Genomic DNA, 20,504 nt, shown 5'->3' with positions numbered 1-20,504 from the left:
AAGCAACGGGTTTGTGATGGGTTTTGACGGATTTGTGAACTGCAAGGGGGTGGATGAAATTATTGGTTGGACCAATCGACCCGGCTGAAGGTAAAAATGTGGGGGAGTGAAGACAGAATAGCCCTCTCCGTACGGAGAGGGCTGGGGATCAAAATTCGCTGCGGGCGAAACCGGTCATCTCTTTCAGACCCATTTCCCGGCCCAGGGCGGTCATCGGATGGACAACCACCAGGCCGCGAACGCTTTTCTTCAGCTTGCCCATATCGGCCTGCTCTTTTTTGGTAATCGCGCGGCGAAACGGCAGGCTCATCAGCTTCTGCGCCTCTTTGCTCAGCTTCTGGCTCTGGACGGAACGCAGACGTTCAATCTCCGTTTCCAGAGTGGCTTTTTCTTTTTCCAGTTCAGCGTATTTATCGGCGGCTTCCACCAGCGACAGCTCGGCCTGCTGGTGGCGGATGGCGTCGAGACGATCGCTCAGACGCTTGATTTCATTCTTTTCGACTTCTTTCATGGTGATTTGATCTGTTAATAAAGGGGCTTCATTCGCCTATAGTATGTGCCGTGACCGCTATTGTTGATAGCTATTTATCAAAAATTCGCCGTTTGTCGCCCGCGGAATGCAATATCATTTATCGCTAATAATTTGAATTTTATTAATATTCCGCCTAATACCCGTTCTAATTTCATTTCTGTGAAGCCTGTCGGCAGATAAGCACGTTTTCCTTAACCCACGCCGGTGAATTGGCTAATGCTTAATCAGATTATTCCCAAAAGGAGGACGTGATGGCAAAGATCGGCGACGGCGTACCACGTTTAATCGACAAAGCGGTTGATTTTATGGCTTCCAGTCAGGCGTTTATGGAGTATTTGAAAAAGTCTCCGCGTCTGCAGCATGTACCGCGAGACATTCCTCAGGATAAGGAAGCGTTGTTCCTGCAGCGTCTGGAATATTATCGTCAGCTTTACCGGCCGACCTGCGACCAGACGGAACCGGAATCAGAGCGTTGATTTCTGAAAGGCTTTTTTTAAGCTGATTCGTGAAATCAGCTCAGTCAGGGACAGCACCATCGTTGAGCGCACCATCTGCTGGTAACGCAGTTTCTGCATTGCCAGCAGTTCGGCATCGCTGTCATCAAATTGCGGCGTTGGCGGCAGGGCGGCGACGCAGTGCAGCTCGCCGAACGGACCGATAATTTCGTCGTCGGTAAAGCTGTACTCATTGCCGTCGTGGTTAAGCTCTTCGCGCAGGGCCATCAGCAGCTCGGCGTCTTCATATTCGGCACGACTTATCACCCCAAGGCCATAAATCAGCTTCAGGCGTACAGAGAGATCGCCGAGCGGCCCGCTGCCCTCCAGCAAGGGCTCGACGGCGTATTTCACCGCGTAGTCGTCTTTACGGAACACCTGAAGCACCAGAATATTGACCGCTTCCGTTAACAGCTCGACGGTGGCGATCAGGAAGCTTCGTACGGTTTTGCCAGCATTCAGACGCTCAAGCACACGGTTTTCAAATGCTTGTGTTTCTTCCATCATTGCCTGCATATCTGACAGGAGTCGTAATGGGCGCGACGTCGGCCGCGCCAGGTTGTGCATCATTTTTCCGCGTTGTAGTCGTTAACGGCCTCCGCGACGACATCACTTGCGGCATCCAGGCCGGAAATCTGCGCCAGCGCGGCCTGCGGCCCCTTGTCGGCGATCAGTGCCGCCAGCTCCTGCGCCTGCGGATCGTCTTCGCTACGGAAATGCATCGCCGCCGCAATCCCTTTCACCAGGTTGCGGTGCGGCAGCCCGTATTCCAGTGTACCCAGCAGCGGCTTAATTAAACGGTCGCCAGCGCTCAGTTTGCGCAGCGGCTGACGGCCAACGCGCTCAACATCGTCTTTCAGGTACGGGTTCTCGAAACGGCCAAGTATTTTCTGGATATAAGCCGCGTGCTTCTGCGGGTCAAAGGCGTAACGTTTGATCAGCACCGCGCCGCTCTCTTCCATCGCGCCCTGCACGACGGCACGAATTTTCTTGTCGAGGATCGCGTCGCGAATCGTCTGATGGCCCGCCAGTTTTCCGAGGTAGGCGGTTATAGCATGCCCGGTGTTCAAGGTGAAGAGCTTGCGTTCGACAAATGCCATCAGGTTATCAGTTAATTCCATCCCCGGGATAGTCGGCAGCGCGCCCTTGAACTGAGTCTTATCGACAATCCATTCGCTAAAGGTTTCCACGGTGACTTCCAGCGGGTCATGAGTGGCGGAAGCCGATGGCGGCACAATACGGTCAACGGCAGAGTCGACAAAGCCGATATGCGCTTCCACCCACGCTTTATCTTCTTCCGCCAGCGCGTTAAACACGTGGCCTTTTAACTGCGTGGTGCCGCGCACCATATTTTCGCAGGCGATGATGTTCAGCGGGCGTTCGGTGCCCTGCGCTTTGCGCTGCGCCAGCCCTTTGGCGATCGCTGGCGCGATGCGCTCGAGCACGACGGGACCGACGGCGGTGGTGACCAGATCCACCTCAGCGATCAGGTCCACAACCTCATCGCCGATGCTGCTGACGGCATTGACGCCGGAGACGGTGTCCACCTGCTCATTCTCACCGACGACGTGAACCTGATAGCTATGACGGGCATTCAGGGCATCAAGTACGGTCTGATTGACATCGGCAAACGTCAGTTCGATGCCCGCGTCGGCCAGCAATTTACCGATAAAGCCACGTCCGATATTACCTGCGCCAAAATGTAATGCTTTCATAGTATTAACCTTCAATTAATGTTTTCACCTGAGAGGGCTGGGGTGAGGCCTTTCCCCTCACCCCAACCCTCTCCCAAAGGAGAGGGTTGGATAGCGCTGATTATTTATTTAACAGTGCCAGAACTTCGTCGACGCTGGTGGTTTTCGCCAGGCGCTCAATCACGGTTTCGTCATCCAGGGCGTTAGTCAGACTGGTGATAACCTGAATGTGCTCGTTATTACGAGCGGCGATGCCGATGACCAGACGCGCGACTTCATCTTCTTCTTCACCGAAGCGCACGCCTTCCGGGTACTGGCAGAAGACGACGCCGGTTTTCAGCACGCGGTCCTTCGCTTCGATGGTGCCGTGCGGTACCGCGATGGACTCGCCGAGATAGGTCGAGGTCAGTTTTTCGCGATCCAGCATCGCCTGCACATATTCCGGCTCGACGTAGCCGCCTTTCACCAGCTGCTCACCGGCGAAGCGAATGGCTTCTTCTTTGGTGGCTGCTTTGCGACCGAGGAAGATGTTATCCGCGCCCAGCTGGAACAGGTTGTTGTTAGTATCGTCAAAGCTGTCTTTCAGGCTATCGGTGACTTTGACTTCGTTGTCGATGTGGCGCTGGGCCGCGACCAGGCGCTCGGTCAGGCTGGTGTACAGACCGCTGTCGAGGAAGTTGGTCAGCGAAATATGCTGCGCCTGCGGTACCTGGCGCATGGCGCGCTCGGTAAGGTCGCGGTGGGTGATGACCAGGTCAACATCCGGCGGCAGGTTATTGATTGCGCTGTTGGTGACCGAGATGTTGCTCAACCCGGCATCCTGCACTTTCTTGCGCAGTACCCCGGCGCCCATGGCGCTGGAACCCATCCCGGCGTCGCAGGCGACGATGATTTTACGCACATGGCTCAGGTCGTTGGTGACATTGCCGGCCGCCAGCGGGCTGGCGCCTTTGGATTCCGCTTTCATGTCATGCATACGACGCGTTGCGGCTTCGATATCGTCTTCTTCTTTGACTTTGCTGGTCTTGAGCAGAACCGCAGAGACCACGAAGGAGACCGCCATCGCTGCGATAATCGCGGCGATGTTAGCGAAGTAGGCGCCTTTCGGCGTCATCGCCAGTACCGCCAGGATAGAGCCTGGGGAAGCCGGGGAAACCAGACCGCCATTGAGGATAGTCAGGGTGAAGACACCGGTCATCCCGCCGAGGATAACGGCCAGGATCAGGCGCGGGTTCATCAGTACGTACGGGAAGTAGATTTCATGGATACCACCCAGGAAGTGGATGATAGCCGCCCCGCCTGCAGACTGTTTTGCGCTGCCGCGGCCAAAGAACATGTACGCCAGCAGAACGCCCATCCCTGGACCCGGGTTAGCTTCAATCAGGAAGAAGATGGATTTACCCAGCTCGTGGGACTGCTGAATACCCAGCGGCGAGAAGATACCGTGGTTGATGGCGTTGTTAAGGAACAGGATTTTTGCCGGTTCGACGAAGATAGACGCCAGCGGCAGCATGTCGTGCGCCACCATAAAGTTAACGCCAGCCGCCAGAATTTTCGACAGAACTTCGACCGCCGGGCCGATGCCGAGGAAGGCCAGAATGGCGAGGATCATCCCGATGATGCCGGCGGAGAAGTTATTCACCAGCATTTCAAAACCGGATTTGATCTTACCGTCTACCCAGTTATCGAATTTCTTGATGCAGTAGCCGCCCAGCGGGCCGGCAATCATGGAGCCGAGGAACATCGGCATATCCGCGCCGACGATAACGCCCATGGTGGTGATCGCCCCGACCACGCCGCCACGTTCGCCGCCGACTAATTTACCGCCGGTGTAACCGATCAGCAGCGGCAGCAGGTAGGTGATCATCGGACCGACCAGCTTCGCCAGCGTTTCGTTTGGCAACCACCCTGTCGGAATGAAAAGCGCGGTGATGATACCCCACGCGATAAACGCGCCGATATTCGGCATCACCATATTGCTGAGGAAACGACCAAAGCTTTGCACTTTGATCTTGATATCGGATGACATAAAACACCCCTTCTTCTGTTTTGCGTAGCGCGCAGGCTTAAAGCCCGAGGTTTGTTGTTAATGTGGCGGCAGAGGTAGCCGGGCCCTGATTGATAGTGCGAAATCTGGCACTGAATCGTTTAGCTGTCCAGCCAGCGCCCTTTTATGTGATTTGGATCACATGAATATAGGGGGCTAAGAGGGTTTTGTAGTGATGATGATCACAAAATTACTGTGTAAAAAAACAACACAGCGCCTTTTTAGCCGCTGATTCGCCTTTTTGTGTGATATTTGTCACATTTTTGTTTCGTGTTTTTGTTGTTTGTTTGTGATTTTGATCACAAAGAATTTCGCGAGGGGTTTACGCCGCTGTGATCTCGGCCCGGTTTTGCTTCCACGCCGGGATGACCCTGTAACTAAGCAACCTTAATTGCCGAATAACTTTTTTACGCCGGATGGCATAAATGAAAGGCGTGAATTATCCTCAAAATAGCGGGGCGAATATTAGTATATTGTGAATAAAATCATATAAATAATCCCGTAAAGCCGAACCGATAGAGCCACTCAGCGCGTCGAGAAAGGCGAGGCGCTATTTACGATTGACCCGGCGTCCAATCAGGCGCGAGTCGACCGCCTGCAGGCCAACCTGGTAACGACGCTGTACTGTATTAACGTCCCCAAGCCGCAGCTCTCTGAGGCCCAGGCCAATACCACCCGCGTGTCGACGGAACGCGATCGCTTGAACAAGGGCTATCAGCATTACCCGATGGTATCTACGCGCAGGTGGCGCTCTACTCCGACCATTTCACCCACGTCTCGGTGATGCGTAAAGTGCTGCTGCGGATGACCAGCTGGATGCACTACCTCTATCTCGATCATTAATGCGATCGGCGGCAGGTTGAGCCGGACGCTCACCTGCCTTTTGTCCTGCCCTGAGCCATACTCATATCTTTGTTGGCGATAATTTGTTGGCGATAAGGAGCAGGCTATGAAACTGATCGGCAGCTACACCAGTCCCTTTGTGCGCAAAATATCGGTGATCCTGCTGGAAAAGCGCATCCCTTTTGAGTTTGTCAACGAATCCCCCTACAGCGAAAGCAACGGTGTGGCGCGCTATAACCCGCTGGGCAAGGTACCAGCGCTGGTGACGGACGACGGTGAGTGCTGGTTTGACTCCCCGGTCATCGCCCAGTATCTGGAGCTGCTGGGCGTGGCGCCGCCGATGATCCCCGCCGACCCCAGAGCCGCTCTCAGGATGCGCCAGCTAGAGGCGCTGGCGGATGGCGTGATGGAGGCCGCCCAGGCGCTGGTGCGTGAAAAGGCTCGCCCGGGCGCGCAACAGTCAGAGCAAGAACTGCTCCGCCAGCGGGAGAAAGTGGCTCGCGGTCTCGACAGGCTGGAAGCCTGCGCGGCAGACGGAACGCTGCGCGGCGACGAGGTTAATCTGGCGACCATTTCCACGGCCTGCGCCATTGCTTATCTGAACTTTCGCCGGGTCGCGCCCGGCTGGTGCGCCACCCGGCCGCAGCTGGTGAAGCTGGTGGATGCGTTGTTCCAGCGCGCCAGCTTTGCGCGCACTGAACCGCCGCGGACTTGACCCAGGCAGGTAACAGTTTGCGCAAGGAGGCGTTACAATCGCCGCTGATTGTTGACTCCCTCTCCCGTCGGGAGGGGGGAAAATAACTTACCGCCAGGCCCATTCATGACTACCGAAATTCGTGCGCTTTATACCCGGCTTCCGGCCATTGACCGCTTACTACGCGACCCCGCTTTTTCTCCCCTGCTGGCGCAGCACGGCCATTCGCAGGTGGTGGCGCAGCTGCGCCAGATGCTGGATGAGGCGCGGGAGCAAATCCGCCAGTATCAGACACTGCCGGACTGGAGCCATGACTGGCCGAGCGCCTGCGCGCAGCGGCTCACCGCCGGCCGGCAGAGCGCCCTGCGTCCGGTGTTTAATCTCACCGGTACGGTATTGCATACCAATCTGGGGCGCGCCATTCAGGCGGAGTCGGCCGTGGAGGCGGTCGCCAGCGCGATGCGCGCGCCGGTGACGCTCGAATATGATCTCGACGACGCCGGGCGCGGCCATCGCGATCGCGCCATTGCCGATCTGCTGTGCCAGATCACCGGCGCGGAAGACGCCTGTATCGTGAACAACAACGCGGCGGCCGTTCTGCTGATGCTGGCGGCCACCGCCAGCGGTCGCGAAGTGGTGGTCTCTCGCGGCGAACTGGTGGAGATCGGCGGGGCATTTCGCATCCCCGACGTGATGCGCCAGGCGGGTTGCCAGCTGCAAGAAGTGGGTACCACCAACCGCACCCATGCCAAAGATTATCGCCAGGCGGTGAATGACAATACCGCGCTGCTGATGAAGGTCCACACCAGCAACTACAGTATTGAGGGCTTTACCAAAGCCGTCGACGAAGCGGAGCTGGCGGCCATTGGTCGCGAACTGGATGTTCCGGTGGTAGCCGACCTGGGCAGCGGGTCGCTGGTGGATCTCAGTCAGTATGGCCTGCCAAAGGAGCCGATGCCGCAGGAGATGATCGCCGCCGGGGTGAGCCTGGTCAGTTTCTCCGGCGACAAGCTGCTCGGTGGCCCGCAGGCCGGGATTATCGTCGGCAAACGCGCGCTGATTGCCCAGCTGCAAAGCCATCCGCTGAAGCGGGCGCTGCGCGCCGATAAAATGACCCTCGCGGCGCTGGAGGCTACGCTGCGCCTCTATCAGCACCCGGAGGCGCTGAGGGAGAAATTGCCGACGCTGCGCCTGCTCACCCGTCCGGCGGAGGAGATCCGCCGGCTGGCTGAACGCCTGCAGCCTGACCTGGCGGCACACTATGCTGATTTTGCCGTCAGCGTGGCAGCCTGCCAGTCGCAGATTGGCAGCGGCTCGTTACCCGTCGACCGCCTGCCCAGCGCGGCGTTGACCTTTACCCCGCATGACGGCCGCGGTAGCCGGCTGGAGGCGCTGGCGGCCCGCTGGCGCGCGCTGCCGTGTCCGGTGATTGGCCGCATTTATGACGGTCGGCTCTGGCTGGACCTGCGCTGTCTGGAAGATGAAACCCGCTTTATGGAGATGTTGTTACGATGATTATTGCCACCGCTGGACATGTTGACCACGGCAAAACGACGCTGCTGCAGGCGATAACCGGCGTGAATGCCGATCGTTTGCCGGAAGAGAAAGCGCGGGGAATGACGATCGATCTCGGCTATGCCTACTGGCCGCAGCCGGACGGGCGGGTGCTGGGATTTATTGACGTTCCCGGGCACGAAAAGTTTTTGTCCAACATGCTGGCGGGGGTGGGGGGTATTGACCATGCGCTGCTGGTGGCGGCCTGCGATGACGGGGTGATGGCGCAAACCCGCGAACACCTGGCGATCCTGCAGTTGACCGGAAAGCCGACGCTGACCGTGGCGCTGACCAAAACGGACCGCGTGGCGGCCGCCAGGGTGGCGGAGGTTCAGGCTGAGGTCGAGCAGACCCTGGGCGAGCTGGGCTTTGACGCCGTCGCTTTCTTTCCCACCGCGGCGGCGGAAAACATCGGTATTGCGGAACTGCGCAGCCATCTGCTGCAGCTTGCGGAGCGCCCCCGCCCGCAGCAGCAGCGGTTTCGCCTGGCGCTGGATCGCGCTTTTACCGTCAAAGGCGCGGGGCTGGTGGTCACCGGGACGGCGCTCTCCGGCGAAGTACAGGTCGGGGATACCCTGTGGCTTACCGGCGTCAACACGCCGATGCGCGTCCGCGGCCTGCATGCCCAGAATCAAGCGGTTGAGCAGGCGCACGCCGGGCAGCGCATTGCGCTGAATATTGTCGGCGATGCGCAAAAAGAGGCAGTGCACCGCGGCGACTGGCTGCTCTCCTCACCACCGCCGGAGCCAGCAGAACGGGTGATTGTCGAGCTGCAGTGCCATACGCCGCTCAGCCAGTGGCAGCCGCTGCATATTCACCATGCTGCCAGCCACATTACCGGCCGGGTGTCGCTTCTTGAGGGCAACCTGGCGGAGCTGGTGCTGGATACTCCGCTGTGGCTGGCGGATAACGACCGGCTGGTGCTCCGCGATATCTCCGCTCGCTTGACGCTGGCGGGCGCACGGGTGGTGACGCTGGATCCTCCGCGTCGCGGCAAACGTAAACCGGAATATCTGCAGTGGCTGCACGCCCTGGCAGCGGTCGGCGCTGACGATGCGCAGGCGCTGGAGCTGCATCTGCAGCGGGATGCCGTCCGGCTTGAGCACTTCGCCTGGGCGCGGCAGCTCAGCGAAGCCGGAATGGCGGCCCTGATCCAGCGACCGGACTATCTGCAGGCCGGACAGCGCCTGCTTAGCGCGCCGCTTGCCGCCCGCTGGCAGCGAAAATTGCTGGATGCCCTTGCGCGCTACCATGAGCAGCATCGAGACGAGCCGGGCCCTGGCCGGGAGCGCCTGCGCCGCATCGCGCTGCCGATGGAAGATGAAGCGCTGGTGCTGCTGCTGATTGAGCAGATGCGCGAGAGCGGCTTAGTCCACAGCCATCACGGCTGGCTGCATTTGCCGGAGCATAAAGCCGGGTTTACCGACGAGCAGCAGGCGGTCTGGCAGAAGGTGGAGACTCTGTTCGGCGACGATCCGTGGTGGGTGCGCGATCTTGCGCGCGAAGTCCATGTTGAAGAGTCCCTGATGCGCGCGGTGCTGCGCCAGGCGGCGCAGCAGGGGATGATTACCGCGATCGTCAAGGATCGTTACTACCGCAACGATCGCATTGTGCAGTTCGCCCAGCGGGTGCGCGAGCTGGATCGGCTGCGCGGTTCAACCTGCGCGGCGGATTTCCGCGATACCTTAAACGTAGGGCGGAAGCTGGCGATCCAGATCCTGGAGTATTTCGATCGGATTGGCTTCACCCGCCGTCGCGGCAACGATCATATCCTGCGCGATAAGGCATTGTTCCGGTAATCATTAACGTCGGCTCCCCGGCGGACTTCGTGCCGGGGAGCTGGCGAAAAGAACTTGTTAAAACCACTACGTGAGACCGCCGAAGCAATTTCGCGTGAGCTGGGTTTCACGGTGCGTGAAGCGTCAGGCAAATGACCACATCCTGCCGGCCATCTGACAAAAAACAGCGCTGATTCCATTCAGGATCAAAGCGCGGGCAGGGGATATTCTGGCACCCTGCGGTTTTATCCCCAGGGAGCAGAGGATGAACCAGTTTCTTATTGCCAATGCCCAGCGGTGCATCGGCTGTCGTACCTGCGAAGTGGCCTGCGCGGTGGCGCACCAGCAGGCGCAGGATGTCGCCGCCCTGTCGACGAACCATTTCGCGCCGCGTATCCGGGTGGTGAAAAGCGGTGACATATCGACGGCGATGGCCTGTCGGCAGTGCGAGGATGCGCCCTGCGCCAGCGTTTGCCCACAGGGGGCGATTCAGCGCGACAATGACGTCTGGTGGGTCGACCAGCGGCGCTGCATCGGCTGCAAAAGCTGCATGGTGGCCTGCCCGTACGGCGCGATGACCGTTACGGTAATGAACCAGCAGGCGCAGGCGTTGAAATGCGATCTATGCCATCACCGCGCCGAAGGACCGGCCTGCGTGGCCGCCTGCCCGACGCAGGCGCTGCGGGTGATGGTTCCCGCGGAGCTGGAAGCGCTATGCGCGCAAAAACGCCAGCGGCTGGCGCTGGCGTGAATGGGGTCGCTGACGAACGTTACCCGCCCGCGGCGTCCGAGACTATGCTTCCTGTTCGCGCCAGGCAAATTCAACCTCTTCGGCGAGGATTTTCACTCCGGCTTCGATTTTTTGCGGGTCCGGTACATAGTTCATGCGCATACACTGGTGGGTGTGCGGCCACGGTTTATCCAGACCAGGGAAGAAGTAATCCCCCGGCACCATCAGCACGCCGCGCTTTTTCAGCCGCTGATACAGCAGCTCGGTGGAGATCGGCAGATCCTTAAACCACAGCCAGAGGAAGATTGCCCCCTCCGGTTTGTGAATAAGGCAGCGCTCCTCCGGCAGATAGCGGCGAATAATGGCGATGGTTTCCTGCACCCGCTGGTAATAGAAGGGCTTGATCACCGTCTCTGACAGGCGCAGCAGATCCTGTCGTTTAATCATTTCGCACATCATTGCCGGCCCGATGCCGCCAGGGGCGAGGCTGATAATGCCGTTCATGTTGCTGATGGCGGTGATGATTTTTTCGTTGGCGATGATAATCCCGCAGCGGCTGCCCGGCAGGCCCAGCTTGGACAGGCTCATACACAGCACGATGTTCGGATTCCACAGCGGTCGGGCGTCGCTAAAGATAATGCCCGGGAACGGTACGCCGTAGGCGTTATCAATCACCAGCGGGACCCCGTGCTGATTCGCCAGCGCATCCAGTTTGATCAGCTCTTCATCAGTGATGACGTTGCCGGTCGGGTTGGTGGGGCGCGAGACGCAGATCATCCCGGTCTCTTCCGTCACCTGCAGATGCTCAAAATCAACATGGTACTTAAACTGGCCTTCCGGCAGCAGTTCGATGTTCGGCCGGGTGGCAACGAACAGATCCTCTTCCAGACCGGCATCGGCGTAGCCGATATATTCCGGCGTCAGTGGGAACAGTACCTTACGGGTGGTGCCATCTGCCCGACGGCCTGCAAACAGATTAAATAAGTAGAAAAATGCGCTCTGACTGCCGTTTGTTAGCGCAATATTCTGTGGTTCGATCTCCCAGCCCAGCTCGTCGCGCAGCATATTCGCCAGCAGAGCCAGCAGCTCGCTTTTGCCCTGTGGACCATCATAATTACAAAGCGCATCAAGGGCTTTGCCATTATCCAGCATGTCGGCCAGCAGCTGCTGGAAGTAGTCATTCATTTCCGGGATCTGAGCGGGGTTGCCGCCGCCCAGCATAATAGCGCCCGGCGTGCGCAGACCGTCATTAAGGTCTTCCATCAAGCGGGTGATGCCTGAATGACGGGTGAATTTGTCGCCGAAAAGGGAAAATGTCATCGCGAATAGTCTATCGGTGGTTCTGGAAAGTGGCTAACCATAACGCCAGCGCTGGCGTGGTGCAAATCGGCGGGAGGAGGCGGCTTTTTATCTTTATCCTGTAAATTGCTATTTTGTTAGCGTTTTGTTCTGAATGGCTCCCCGCCAGGGCGGAGAGCCACCTGTGGATTACTGCTGCTGTCCGGCCCAGATGACCATCACTTTGTCTTCACCGCTCTCACGCACGAACCCGTAACCACGCGACATCGACAGCGTTGTCTGTTTGCCCATGCCGATTGCCGGATGGCGAGCGCGGAACTGGCCGATCTTCTGCCAGTGGGTAACGCTGCGGGCCGCCTTGCCGTTGACATCCTGCCAGTTCATCTCCGAGCGGGTACCCTGCAGCGGGTCCGAGCCGGTGGGGCCGAACGGGCGCGATGATTCGTCGCCATAGAAAATCTGCACGGCGCCAGGGGCCAGCAGCAGTAGCTCCGCCGCGGTGGTGCCGCCTTCGCGGAACAGCCGCGTATCGTGCGAGGAGAGGTAGCTCAGGACGTTAAAGCTCTGCAGCTTGTCCGCCATTTGCTGCCAGGTGAGGTCAATATTGGCCATACAGGTCGCCGCTTTCGCCGCCTGGTCCTGGTAGTCGAAATTGATCATCGCATCAAAACCGTGGCGATAATAATCGCTCTGCATCACTCCATGTCCCCAGGCTTCGCCGGTCATCCAGAACGGCGCCGCATCCAGCGCTTTATCCGGATTGGCTTTCTTCCACTCCGCCAGCGCGGCGGTGGCCTGGGTTTTTAACTGCTGCCAGGCGTCCATCTCCACATGTTTGGCGGTATCGACGCGGAAGCCATCGATGCCGTAGTCACGTACCCACTGGCTCAGCCAGTGTGTCAGATAGTCGCGCGGCGTATAGCCCGGGATCGCTTTCGCTGCGGTGTCTGGTTTATGGTTATAGAAGTTCGGCAGGCCTGAGACCTCCTTCGATTCGGTTTTCAGGTCCGGCAGGAAGGCCAGCGACATGGTGAGATCGTCATAGCCCGGATTGTCGTAATCGCCGATATCGGTGCGGATCCACTTCTTACCCCACCATTTCTCCCACCCGGCTTTGTCGCTGAAGTTGATATAGTCGTTAAAGCTGTGCCAGGTCTGTCCAGCGCCCGGCTTCCAGTCCGTCCAGCGCTCGCCGAGAGTTTTTTTCAGCTCATCGCCTTGCAGATACAGGGAGCCGAACTGGAACTCCTGCATGTCGGCCAGGGTGGCGTAGCCGGCATGGTTCATCACCACGTCGAACAGAATACGTATTCCGCGCTTATGCGCTTCATCCACCAGTCGGCGGAGATCCGCTTCGGTCCCCATGTTGGCGTCCAGTTTCGACCAGTCCTGGGTGTAATAGCCGTGATAAGCGTAGTGAGGGAAATCGCCCTTCGTGCCGCCGCCGACCCAGCCGTGGATCTGCTCGAGCGGGGAGCTGATCCACAGGGCGTTAACTCCCATCTGCTGCAGATAATCCAGCTTGCTGGTTAATCCCTGCAGGTCGCCGCCGTGGAAGGTTCCGATCTCCTGCATGCCGTCTTTATGGCGACCATAGCTGTTGTCGTTGGCCGGGTTACCGTTTACGAAGCGATCGGTCAGGACGAAGTAGACGGTGGCATTGTGCCAGTCAAACGGCGCCGGGGCGGCCGTCTCGGCGCGCTCAAGCAGCAGCAGACCATTGCTGCCGAAGGCGGGCTGCAGGGTGATTTTGCCGCCGCTGACGGTCGCGACATTGCCGCTGTAGAAATCGCGGACCTTGCTGCCCTCGGCGAAGGTTTTGCTGACGTCGATGGTCAGCGGTTTTCCGTCCCACTTCGGACACTGGCGGATCTGCGGCGCCGCGGCGCTGGTCTCTTTTTCCTCCAGCGAAATCATCATCGTTGGCGTGCCGGAACGGGTATCCACCTCCAGGGTATACAGACCCTGGCGGAAGATGCGCCATTGCGGCGGTGTGCCGCGACAGGGCTCCATGGACAGCATCTGGTTGAGCTTAATGCCGCCGGAAGGCTGCCAGCACTGCTGGTCAAAATTTAGCTGCAGGGGACGTGTACCCTTCTCAACCACTTTCTGGCTGATGAATCGGCCGGTCCCTTCTTCGGTAAAAGCAGGAAAGTCGGTGGTAGTCCAGGCGGCAAAAGCCATCCCAGGCACGAATAACGTGGCAAGCGCAGCGAGTTTCATTGCGAGATCCTGTGAGCGGTTTTTATCTAGTGTGCCTTGTCGCCGCGCGGGTGAACTCCTCCTGACGCGCGTTTTACCAGGAGGATGAAAAGGGGTGAGTGACACCGCTCAAAAAATAGGCTAAAAATGAGACGAAGCTAGCATTTTCGCGCTGGCGATGCGCCGCAGAAACCGATTTCAGATGACAGCAATTCGGAATTGGACTATTTCTGTTGATGCCCTCAGTGCGTATTTTTGATACTATTAGCGATTCAGCTATCGTTTTTTTGTGAAAAACAAGGTGTTGGAATGCATATATCCGACCAGGAGACCTGATGATATCGAATCCCATACGACGATATGGGGCCGCCATACTTATGTTACTAACCTGCATCTTTTCAGGTAGTGTGTTGGCGACAACGCACACAGCGACAAAGAGTCATAAAGCCCCAACGGTAAAGAAGATAAGTAGTACTAAGGTAAGCAGTAAACAAGAGTATTCTCGCAATAGTGTAAAGAGCAGTTCACTTCCTGACTTGCGAAAATACCCTTCCGGAACACCAAGGAAAAAAGCGTTTCTCCGGACGGTCATGCCTTATATTACCAAGCAGAATCAGGCGATTACTGCGGATCGTAACTGGCTTATTTCCAAGCAGTACGATGCTCGCTGGTCACCGACTGAGAAGGCGCGCCTGAAGGATATCGCTTCCCGTTATAAGGTGAAGTGGTCAGGCAATACGCGTCATGTGCCCTGGAACGCGCTGCTTGAGCGTGTCGACATTATTCCGAACAGCATGGTGGCGACCATGGCGGCGGCGGAAAGTGGCTGGGGTACCTCCAGGCTGGCGCGCGAGAATAACAACCTGTTCGGCATGAAGTGCGGCGCCGGTCGCTGCCGCGGCGCGATGAAAGGTTACTCGCAGTTTGAGTCGGTAGAGCAGTCGGTGCAGGCTTACGTAACAAACCTGAACACCCACCCGGCCTATTCTTCTTTCCGCAAGTCGCGCCTGCAGCTGCGCAAGGCGGATCAGGAAGTAACTGCCAGCACCATGATCCATAAGCTGAAGGGGTATTCGACCAAAGGGTCGAGCTACAACAACTATCTCTTCGCGATGTATCAGGACAATCAGCGGCTCATCGCCGCCCATCTGTAATCAGGATGCCCGGCCTTGTCGCCGGGCATTTTTTTACCCTACAGCATCACCTCGCTGTGCCGATCGCGGTACTCCTTCGGCGTCACGTCGTACTCCTTCTTAAACACCGAATAGAAATATTGCAGCGACGGATAGCCGCACATCTGCGAAATCTCATTGATCGACAGACTAGTGGACACCAGCAGGCTGCGCGCCTTTTCCAGTTTTTCGCTGTGGATCACCGTGTGGATGGTCTCCCCGACCTCCTCTTTGAAGCGTTTTTCCAGATTAGAACGAGAGATGCCCACGGCGTCGAGCACCTGTTCCACCTTGATGCCTTTGCAGGCATTGTTGCGAATGTAATGCATCGCCTGTATCACGGAGGGATCGTTTAACGACCGGTAGTCGGTGGAGCGTCGCTCAACGACGCGCATCGGCGGGATCAGCTGGCGTTGCAGCGGGAGGGCCTCGTTATTCAACAGCCGGTGGAGTAATTTTGCCGCCTGATAACCCATCTGGCGGGTGCCCTGGGCGACAGAGGAGAGGGCGACGCGAGAGAGATAGCGGGTTAGCTCCTCGTTATCGATGCCGATAACGCACAGTTTCTCTGGCACCGGGATATGCAGCAGCTCGCAGGCCTGCAGGACGTGGCGGGCGCGGGCGTCGGTGATGGCGATGATGCCGGTTTGCGGCGGCAGGGTTTGCAGCCAGTCGGCGAGCCGGTTTTGCGCGTGCTGCCAGTTCTCCGGCGCTGTCTCCAGCCCCTGGTAGACCACGCCGCGATACTTCTCCTTCGCGACCAGCTGGCAGAAGGCATACTCGCGCTCTACCGCCCAGCGTTTACCGCTGGAGGCGGGGAGTCCGTAAAACGCGAAGCGGTGCACCCCTTTTTCCTTCAAATGGAGAAAAGCGCTTTCCACCAGCGCGGCGTTGTCGGTGGCGATATAGTGGACCGGCGGGTACTGCTCTGGCTGATGATAAGATCCGCCGACGCCGACGATGGGCACGTGGACATCGGCCAGCAGCTTTTCGATTTCGGGATCGTCATAGTCGGCGATAACGCCATCGCCCAACCACTCTTTGATGTTTTCGATGCGTGCCCGAAAGTCCTCTTCAATAAAGATATCCCATTCCAACTGGGAGGCCTGCAGATACTCGCCGACACCTTCAACTACCTGGCGGTCATAAGCTTTGTTGGCGTTAAATAACAGCGTAATACGGTGACGCTTTTCAAACATAGATAATGTTCCTGCTCTAACCCCGGTCATACCCCTTCATTCAAGATGTTGCCGATGGCCTGACTTACCACTCATCCCGGCCACGTACGCCGGTACGCGGCCGGGGGCGCCGTCTGCAACCCGAATGATGTTGGGTATACACTACCGGCTAATGCCCGAGATATTTCAAGCGCCTTATGGCGAAGTTTGGCGGTAGCGCAAAGAATTCAGACATTCTTCAGAGAGTCTCTCCTTATGCGCGCCGCTTGGTGGCAGAGTCCATCCACACCGCCAGCAGCAAAATGGCGCCTTTAACGATATATTGCCAGAAGGTGGCGACGTCCATCATGCTCATGCCGTTATCCAGGGCCGACATAATAAACGCCCCCATTACCGCCCCGGCGACGCTGCCGATGCCGCCCGCCAGGCTGGTGCCGCCGATGACGCAGGCGGCGATGGCGTCCAGTTCGGCGATATTGCCCGCCGAAGGCGACCCCGCGCCGAGCCGTGAGCTGAGGATTAGCCCGGCAATGGCGACCATCAGGCCGTTAATGGCAAACACCGCCAGCTTGGTACGCTCGACGTTAATCCCGGACAGACGGGCCGCCTCCAGGTTGCCGCCGATGGCGTAGATGCGGCGACCAAAGGCGGTGCGGGTGGCCATAAACAGGCCCGCCAGCAGCAGGGCGGCGAGGATCAGCACCGGGGTTGGTACGCCGCGATAGTCATTGAGCAGCCAGATTGCGCCCAGCACAATCACCGCGGTAATGGCCTGGCGGCCGACGGCGGCGGTGGAGGACGAGGTCGCCAGACCTAACGCCTGCCGGCGCATCCGCCCGCGCCACTGCCAGACGATAAACACCGCCATGCCGACAACGCCGATGCCGAAGCCGATGCCGTCTGGCAGGTAGCTTTGGCCGATCTGCGACATCGCCGGACTGGTGGGCGAGACGGTGGTCCCGTTGGTGATGCCGATCAGAATGCCGCGAAACGCCAGCATCCCGGCAAGGGTGACGATAAACGAGGGCACTTTGCGATAGGCTACCCACCATCCGTTCCACGCCCCGAGCAGCAGGCCCATCACCAGCGTCACCAGAATGGTGAGCGGCAGCGGCCAGCCGAGCCAGACGTCAAAGATCGCCGCAGCGCCGCCCAGCAGCCCCATCATCGAGCCAACGGAGAGGTCGATTTCTGCCGAAATAATCACAAACACCATGCCGACGGCGAGGATGCCGGTGATGGCCGTCTGCCGCAGCAGGTTGGAGATATTGCGTGCGCTCAGGTAGGCGCCATCGGTAACCCAGGTGAAAAACAGCATAATGACGACGATGGCGGCGATCATCACGAAGACCTGGAGATTCAGCCCCTTCAGCGCCGGCAGGGCCGCGGGGGCGGTTGGGGTGAGTTTGATTTCAGACGACGTGTTCTTCGACATGGCGTTCGCTCCTCAGCGCGGCTTCCATCACCTGTTCCTGGGTCAGATGTTGATTAACCAAATTGGCTTTTAGTCTGCCTTCGTGCATGACCAGCACCCGATCGCTGAGACCGAGCACCTCGGGCAGTTCGGATGAAATGACAATGACCGCGATGCCCTGCTGCACCAGCTGGTTAATCAGTTTATAAATTTCATACTTCGCCCCGATATCGATGCCACGGGTGGGTTCGTCGAGGATCAGAATGCGCGGATTGAGCAGCAGACAGCGCGCCAGAATCGCCTTTTGCTGGTTGCCGCCGCTCAGACGGCCAATCGCCAGCTCCGGCGAGGAGGTTTTAATTTTCAAACGCTGAATGGACTGCTGAATGCAGTGCTGCTCGGCGGCGTCGTCCAGGCTACTCATTGCGCCGGTGAACTGGTTGAGCGCCGCGAGGGTAATGTTTTTGCCCACCGCCATCACCGGCACGATGCCGTCTTTTTTGCGGTCTTCCGGCACCATGGCGATGCCGTGGGCAATGGCCTGCTGGCAGTTAGAGATGCTCACCGGCTGGCCATCAATAAAGATCTCCCCTTGCCAGCGCCCCGGCCAGACGCCGAACAGGCACTGTACCGCCTCGGTACGTCCGGCGCCGACCAGCCCGGCGATACCGAGGATTTCTCCGCGACGCAGGGAAAATGAGACGTCATTGACCCGTTTAATATGGCGGTTTACCGGGTGCCAGGCGGTTAAATGTTCAACCCGCAGGATCTCCTCGCCGTGGGCGTGCGGCTCGCTGGGATAGAGCGCGGTGAGCTCGCGGCCGACCATCATGGTGATGATATCGTCTTCGCTCATGCCGCTGGCATCGCGGGTGCCGATGTGCTGGCCGTCGCGGATCACGCAGATCGTATCGGAGATCGCTTTGACCTCATTGAGCTTATGCGAGATATAGATGCAGGCGATATCGTGGTTTTGCAGATCGCGAACGATCGCCAGCAGCGTCGCGGTTTCTTGTTCGGTTAAGGAGGCGGTCGGTTCGTCGAGGATCAGCAGGCGAACCTGTTTATTCAGCGCCTTGGCGATCTCCACCAACTGCTGCTGACCAAGGCCGAGGTCGCCGATGCGGGTATCGGGGGAAATGGGCAGATTGACCTGCGCCAACAGCTTCTGACAGCGCAGCGTCATGGTTTCATAATCCAGCAGACCATGGCGGGATATCTCGGCGCCGAGGAAAATATTCTCCAGCACGGTGAGATGTTTCACCAGCGCCAGCTCCTGATGAATAATGGCGATGCCTTTGCGTTCGGTATCGCGAATATGGTTTGCCTGCAGCGTTTCGCCGGCAAAAATAATCTCGCCCTCATAGCTTCCGTGCGGATAGATACCGCACAGCACCTTCATCAGCGTCGATTTCCCCGACCCATTTTCACCGCATAACGAGACCACCTCGCCTGCGTTCAGGCGCAGGCTGACGTTATCCACGGCTTTAACAGCGCCGAAGGTTTTGGTGATGTTCTTCATTTCGAGTAGCCAGGTCATAAAGACTCCGCAACAGTGATATCCGGCGGGATGAAAATGACGCCCCGCAGCGGGGCGTCAGCCATTACAGTTCACTCTTTTTATGGAAACCGTCTTTAATCACCGTGGCGTCGATATTCTCTTTATTCACCTCAATTGGCGTTAACAGGCGCGAAGGGACGTCTTTTAAGCCGTTATTCAGCGTGGTATCGGCCTTCGGCTGCTTATCGTTACCCAGCTCAACGGCGATTTCAGCGGCGTTGGTGGCCAGGGTGGTTATCGGTTTATAGACGGTCATCGTCTGGGTACCGGAAATAATGCGCTTCACGCCCGCCAGGTCAGCATCCTGACCGGAGATCGCCACTTTGCCGGCCAGCCCCTGGGCGGTTAAGGCCTGGATGGCGCCGCCGGCGGTGGCGTCATTGGAGGCGACCACGGCATCGATCTTGTTATTATTCGCCGTTAGCGCGTTTTCCATTATTTTCAGCGCGTTCTCCGGCAGCCAGCCGTCAACCCACTGATCGCCGACAATCTTAATTTTGCCATCATCGACATACGGCTTGAGAACCTTCATCTGTCCGGCGCGGAACAGTTTAGCGTTATTATCCACCGGCGAACCGCCCATCAGGAAATAATTACCCTGCGGCACTTTGTCGACCAGACTTTGCGCCTGCATTTCACCAACTTTTTCATTATCGAAAGATATATAGAAATCAATGTCGGCATTATTAATCATACGGTCATAGGCCAGGACTTTAATACCTTCCTGCTTGGCTTCTTTAATAACGTTACTGAGTACCTGGCCGTTATAAGGAATAATGACTAACACATCGACGCCGCGGTTGATCATGTTTTCAATTTGCGACATCTGCGTTTCTTCATTGCCATTAGCGGACTGGACAAAAACTTTGGCGCCTAAGGATTCCGCTTTATTGACGAAAATATCACGGTCTTTCTGCCAGCGCTCCAGACGCAGATCGTCGATGGCCATGCCAATCTTCACTTCTTTCGCCATCCCCGCCATGCTGGCGAGCAGGAGGGAGCTGGCGCAAAGCGTAAGGCAAAGGTTCTTTATCTTCATAATAACGATACCTTTTTTGTAAGGGTAGGTAAGACGAACGGAAAATAATGTTTGATACATGAGGTTGCGGATACGTTACAGATTCTTAACGCGGAAAGCAGGGCTGGCAATTACCGGTTCTTATTTTGCCGTTATGAAATTTCGTTTAATGTGCAAATTATGACGGCGATCGTATTTTATTCATGCACGCTCTTATTATTGCACTGGACTGTCTCTGACAAAGCGGCGCAACGGCGACTGGATATTATTTTTGCGAGCTGGCGCACGTTTGTG

The 20,504-nt window shown here is 57.7% G+C and carries 16 protein-coding genes and 3 pseudogenes; 9 read left to right on the top strand and 10 right to left on the bottom strand.

Annotated features, from left to right (window positions below; all coding sequences use genetic code 11):
• Positions 1-148 precede the first annotated feature (148 nt).
• Positions 149-511, bottom strand: coding sequence for a YibL family ribosome-associated protein (locus RRF55_RS05355; RefSeq protein WP_002922410.1), 363 nt, complete (start codon positions 509-511; stop codon positions 149-151).
• Positions 512-783: 272 nt separating this feature from the next.
• Here RRF55_RS05355 and RRF55_RS05350 point away from each other — a divergent pair, with 272 nt between their 5' ends.
• The gene (locus RRF55_RS05350; RefSeq protein WP_002922402.1) at positions 784-1,008 is read left to right on the top strand and encodes a hypothetical protein; all 225 of its coding nucleotides are present in this window, start codon (positions 784-786) and stop codon (positions 1,006-1,008) included.
• Here the strand turns inward: RRF55_RS05350 and mtlR are convergent.
• The 3 genes from mtlR to mtlA all read right to left on the bottom strand — a co-directional run bounded on the left by mtlR (position 997) and on the right by mtlA (position 4,749).
• Complete coding sequence (mtlR, locus tag RRF55_RS05345; RefSeq protein ID WP_002922401.1) at positions 997-1,593, bottom strand: mannitol operon repressor MtlR; 597 nt, start codon at positions 1,591-1,593, stop codon at positions 997-999. The two genes, RRF55_RS05350 and mtlR, sit on opposite strands and share 12 nt — an antisense overlap.
• Positions 1,593-2,741, bottom strand: a complete 1,149-nt coding sequence (gene mtlD, locus RRF55_RS05340) for a mannitol-1-phosphate 5-dehydrogenase (protein ID WP_019705056.1) — start codon at positions 2,739-2,741, stop codon at positions 1,593-1,595. Before mtlD ends, mtlR begins: the two co-directional genes overlap by 1 nt.
• Positions 2,742-2,841: 100 nt before the next feature.
• Positions 2,842-4,749 (bottom strand): PTS mannitol transporter subunit IICBA, encoded by a 1,908-nt coding sequence (mtlA, locus tag RRF55_RS05335; protein ID WP_002922397.1) that lies wholly within the window; start codon positions 4,747-4,749, stop codon positions 2,842-2,844.
• A 523-nt stretch (positions 4,750-5,272) separates the two neighbouring features.
• Here mtlA and RRF55_RS05330 point away from each other — a divergent pair.
• The 7 genes and pseudogenes from RRF55_RS05330 to RRF55_RS05300 form a co-directional block, all read left to right on the top strand.
• Positions 5,273-5,491 (top strand): annotated as a pseudogene (locus tag RRF55_RS05330) (hypothetical protein); the annotation flags it as partial.
• A pseudogene (locus RRF55_RS05325) lies at positions 5,479-5,610 on the top strand (hypothetical protein); the annotation flags it as partial. The pseudogenes RRF55_RS05330 and RRF55_RS05325, both read left to right, overlap by 13 nt.
• A 106-nt stretch (positions 5,611-5,716) precedes the next feature.
• Positions 5,717-6,325 carry a glutathione S-transferase gene (locus tag RRF55_RS05320; RefSeq protein ID WP_004145238.1) on the top strand — a complete coding sequence of 203 codons (609 nt, stop codon included), beginning with the start codon at positions 5,717-5,719 and terminating at the stop codon, positions 6,323-6,325.
• Positions 6,326-6,430: 105 nt separating this feature from the next.
• Positions 6,431-7,819 (top strand): L-seryl-tRNA(Sec) selenium transferase, encoded by a 1,389-nt coding sequence (gene selA / locus RRF55_RS05315; RefSeq protein ID WP_032437382.1) that lies wholly within the window; start codon positions 6,431-6,433, stop codon positions 7,817-7,819.
• Positions 7,816-9,657, top strand: coding sequence for a selenocysteine-specific translation elongation factor (gene selB, locus RRF55_RS05310; RefSeq protein WP_048975205.1), 1,842 nt, complete (start codon positions 7,816-7,818; stop codon positions 9,655-9,657). Before selA ends, selB begins: the two co-directional genes overlap by 4 nt.
• Positions 9,658-9,699: 42 nt before the next feature.
• Positions 9,700-9,792 (top strand): annotated as a pseudogene (locus RRF55_RS05305) (IclR family transcriptional regulator); the annotation flags it as partial.
• 109 nt (positions 9,793-9,901) lie between these two features.
• Positions 9,902-10,387 carry a 4Fe-4S dicluster domain-containing protein gene (locus tag RRF55_RS05300; protein WP_002922360.1) on the top strand — a complete coding sequence of 162 codons (486 nt, stop codon included), beginning with the start codon at positions 9,902-9,904 and terminating at the stop codon, positions 10,385-10,387.
• A gap of 42 nt (positions 10,388-10,429) precedes the next feature.
• Here the strand turns inward: RRF55_RS05300 and avtA are convergent, their stop codons facing one another.
• Positions 10,430-11,686 (bottom strand): valine--pyruvate transaminase, encoded by a 1,257-nt coding sequence (gene avtA / locus RRF55_RS05295; RefSeq protein ID WP_002922359.1) that lies wholly within the window; start codon positions 11,684-11,686, stop codon positions 10,430-10,432.
• 168 nt (positions 11,687-11,854) lie between these two features.
• Positions 11,855-13,888, bottom strand: a complete 2,034-nt coding sequence (locus RRF55_RS05290; RefSeq protein WP_004173926.1) for an alpha-amylase — start codon at positions 13,886-13,888, stop codon at positions 11,855-11,857.
• 314 nt (positions 13,889-14,202) lie between these two features.
• Here RRF55_RS05290 and RRF55_RS05285 point away from each other — a divergent pair, with 314 nt between their 5' ends.
• Positions 14,203-15,021, top strand: coding sequence for a protein bax (locus RRF55_RS05285; RefSeq protein WP_004188166.1), 819 nt, complete (start codon positions 14,203-14,205; stop codon positions 15,019-15,021).
• 38 nt (positions 15,022-15,059) lie between these two features.
• Here the strand turns inward: RRF55_RS05285 and xylR are convergent, their stop codons facing one another.
• The 4 genes from xylR to xylF all read right to left on the bottom strand — a co-directional run bounded on the left by xylR (position 15,060) and on the right by xylF (position 20,231).
• Positions 15,060-16,238, bottom strand: a complete 1,179-nt coding sequence (xylR, locus tag RRF55_RS05280) for a D-xylose utilization transcriptional activator XylR (protein ID WP_130974862.1) — start codon at positions 16,236-16,238, stop codon at positions 15,060-15,062.
• A 232-nt stretch (positions 16,239-16,470) separates the two neighbouring features.
• Positions 16,471-17,652, bottom strand: coding sequence for a xylose ABC transporter permease XylH (gene xylH / locus RRF55_RS05275; protein ID WP_002922349.1), 1,182 nt, complete (start codon positions 17,650-17,652; stop codon positions 16,471-16,473).
• Positions 17,630-19,171 carry a xylose ABC transporter ATP-binding protein gene (locus tag RRF55_RS05270; protein WP_130974863.1) on the bottom strand — a complete coding sequence of 514 codons (1,542 nt, stop codon included), beginning with the start codon at positions 19,169-19,171 and terminating at the stop codon, positions 17,630-17,632. The genes xylH and RRF55_RS05270 overlap by 23 nt, the downstream gene beginning before the upstream one ends.
• A gap of 64 nt (positions 19,172-19,235) precedes the next feature.
• The gene (xylF, locus tag RRF55_RS05265) at positions 19,236-20,231 is read right to left on the bottom strand and encodes a D-xylose ABC transporter substrate-binding protein (RefSeq protein WP_004152040.1); all 996 of its coding nucleotides are present in this window, start codon (positions 20,229-20,231) and stop codon (positions 19,236-19,238) included.
• Positions 20,232-20,504: the final 273 nt, after the last annotated feature.

It is taken from the genome of Klebsiella sp. K47 (assembly GCF_051858335.1).
Classification (GTDB): domain Bacteria; phylum Pseudomonadota; class Gammaproteobacteria; order Enterobacterales; family Enterobacteriaceae; genus Klebsiella; species Klebsiella pneumoniae.
Note: the sequence above shows the minus strand (reverse complement) of the source record. Positions and strands in the feature narration are given on the sequence as shown.

What these genes read in the sequence shown, in the direction of transcription:
- RRF55_RS05350 (WP_002922402.1), top strand. Translation starts at nt 784, where the DNA reads ATGGCAAAGATCGGCGACGGCGTACCACGTTTAATCGACAAAGCGGTT.
- RRF55_RS05320 (WP_004145238.1), top strand. Translation starts at nt 5,717, where the DNA reads ATGAAACTGATCGGCAGCTACACCAGTCCCTTTGTGCGCAAAATATCG.
- RRF55_RS05290 (WP_004173926.1), bottom strand. Translation starts at nt 13,888, where the DNA reads ATGAAACTCGCTGCGCTTGCCACGTTATTCGTGCCTGGGATGGCTTTT.
- RRF55_RS05355 (WP_002922410.1), bottom strand. Translation starts at nt 511, where the DNA reads ATGAAAGAAGTCGAAAAGAATGAAATCAAGCGTCTGAGCGATCGTCTC.
- mtlR (WP_002922401.1), bottom strand. Translation starts at nt 1,593, where the DNA reads ATGCACAACCTGGCGCGGCCGACGTCGCGCCCATTACGACTCCTGTCA.
- selA (WP_032437382.1), top strand. Translation starts at nt 6,431, where the DNA reads ATGACTACCGAAATTCGTGCGCTTTATACCCGGCTTCCGGCCATTGAC.
- RRF55_RS05285 (WP_004188166.1), top strand. Translation starts at nt 14,203, where the DNA reads ATGATATCGAATCCCATACGACGATATGGGGCCGCCATACTTATGTTA.
- RRF55_RS05300 (WP_002922360.1), top strand. Translation starts at nt 9,902, where the DNA reads ATGAACCAGTTTCTTATTGCCAATGCCCAGCGGTGCATCGGCTGTCGT.
- xylH (WP_002922349.1), bottom strand. Translation starts at nt 17,652, where the DNA reads ATGTCGAAGAACACGTCGTCTGAAATCAAACTCACCCCAACCGCCCCC.
- selB (WP_048975205.1), top strand. Translation starts at nt 7,816, where the DNA reads ATGATTATTGCCACCGCTGGACATGTTGACCACGGCAAAACGACGCTG.
- RRF55_RS05270 (WP_130974863.1), bottom strand. Translation starts at nt 19,171, where the DNA reads ATGACCTGGCTACTCGAAATGAAGAACATCACCAAAACCTTCGGCGCT.
- avtA (WP_002922359.1), bottom strand. Translation starts at nt 11,686, where the DNA reads ATGACATTTTCCCTTTTCGGCGACAAATTCACCCGTCATTCAGGCATC.
- xylR (WP_130974862.1), bottom strand. Translation starts at nt 16,238, where the DNA reads ATGTTTGAAAAGCGTCACCGTATTACGCTGTTATTTAACGCCAACAAA.
- mtlA (WP_002922397.1), bottom strand. Translation starts at nt 4,749, where the DNA reads ATGTCATCCGATATCAAGATCAAAGTGCAAAGCTTTGGTCGTTTCCTC.
- xylF (WP_004152040.1), bottom strand. Translation starts at nt 20,231, where the DNA reads ATGAAGATAAAGAACCTTTGCCTTACGCTTTGCGCCAGCTCCCTCCTG.
- mtlD (WP_019705056.1), bottom strand. Translation starts at nt 2,741, where the DNA reads ATGAAAGCATTACATTTTGGCGCAGGTAATATCGGACGTGGCTTTATC.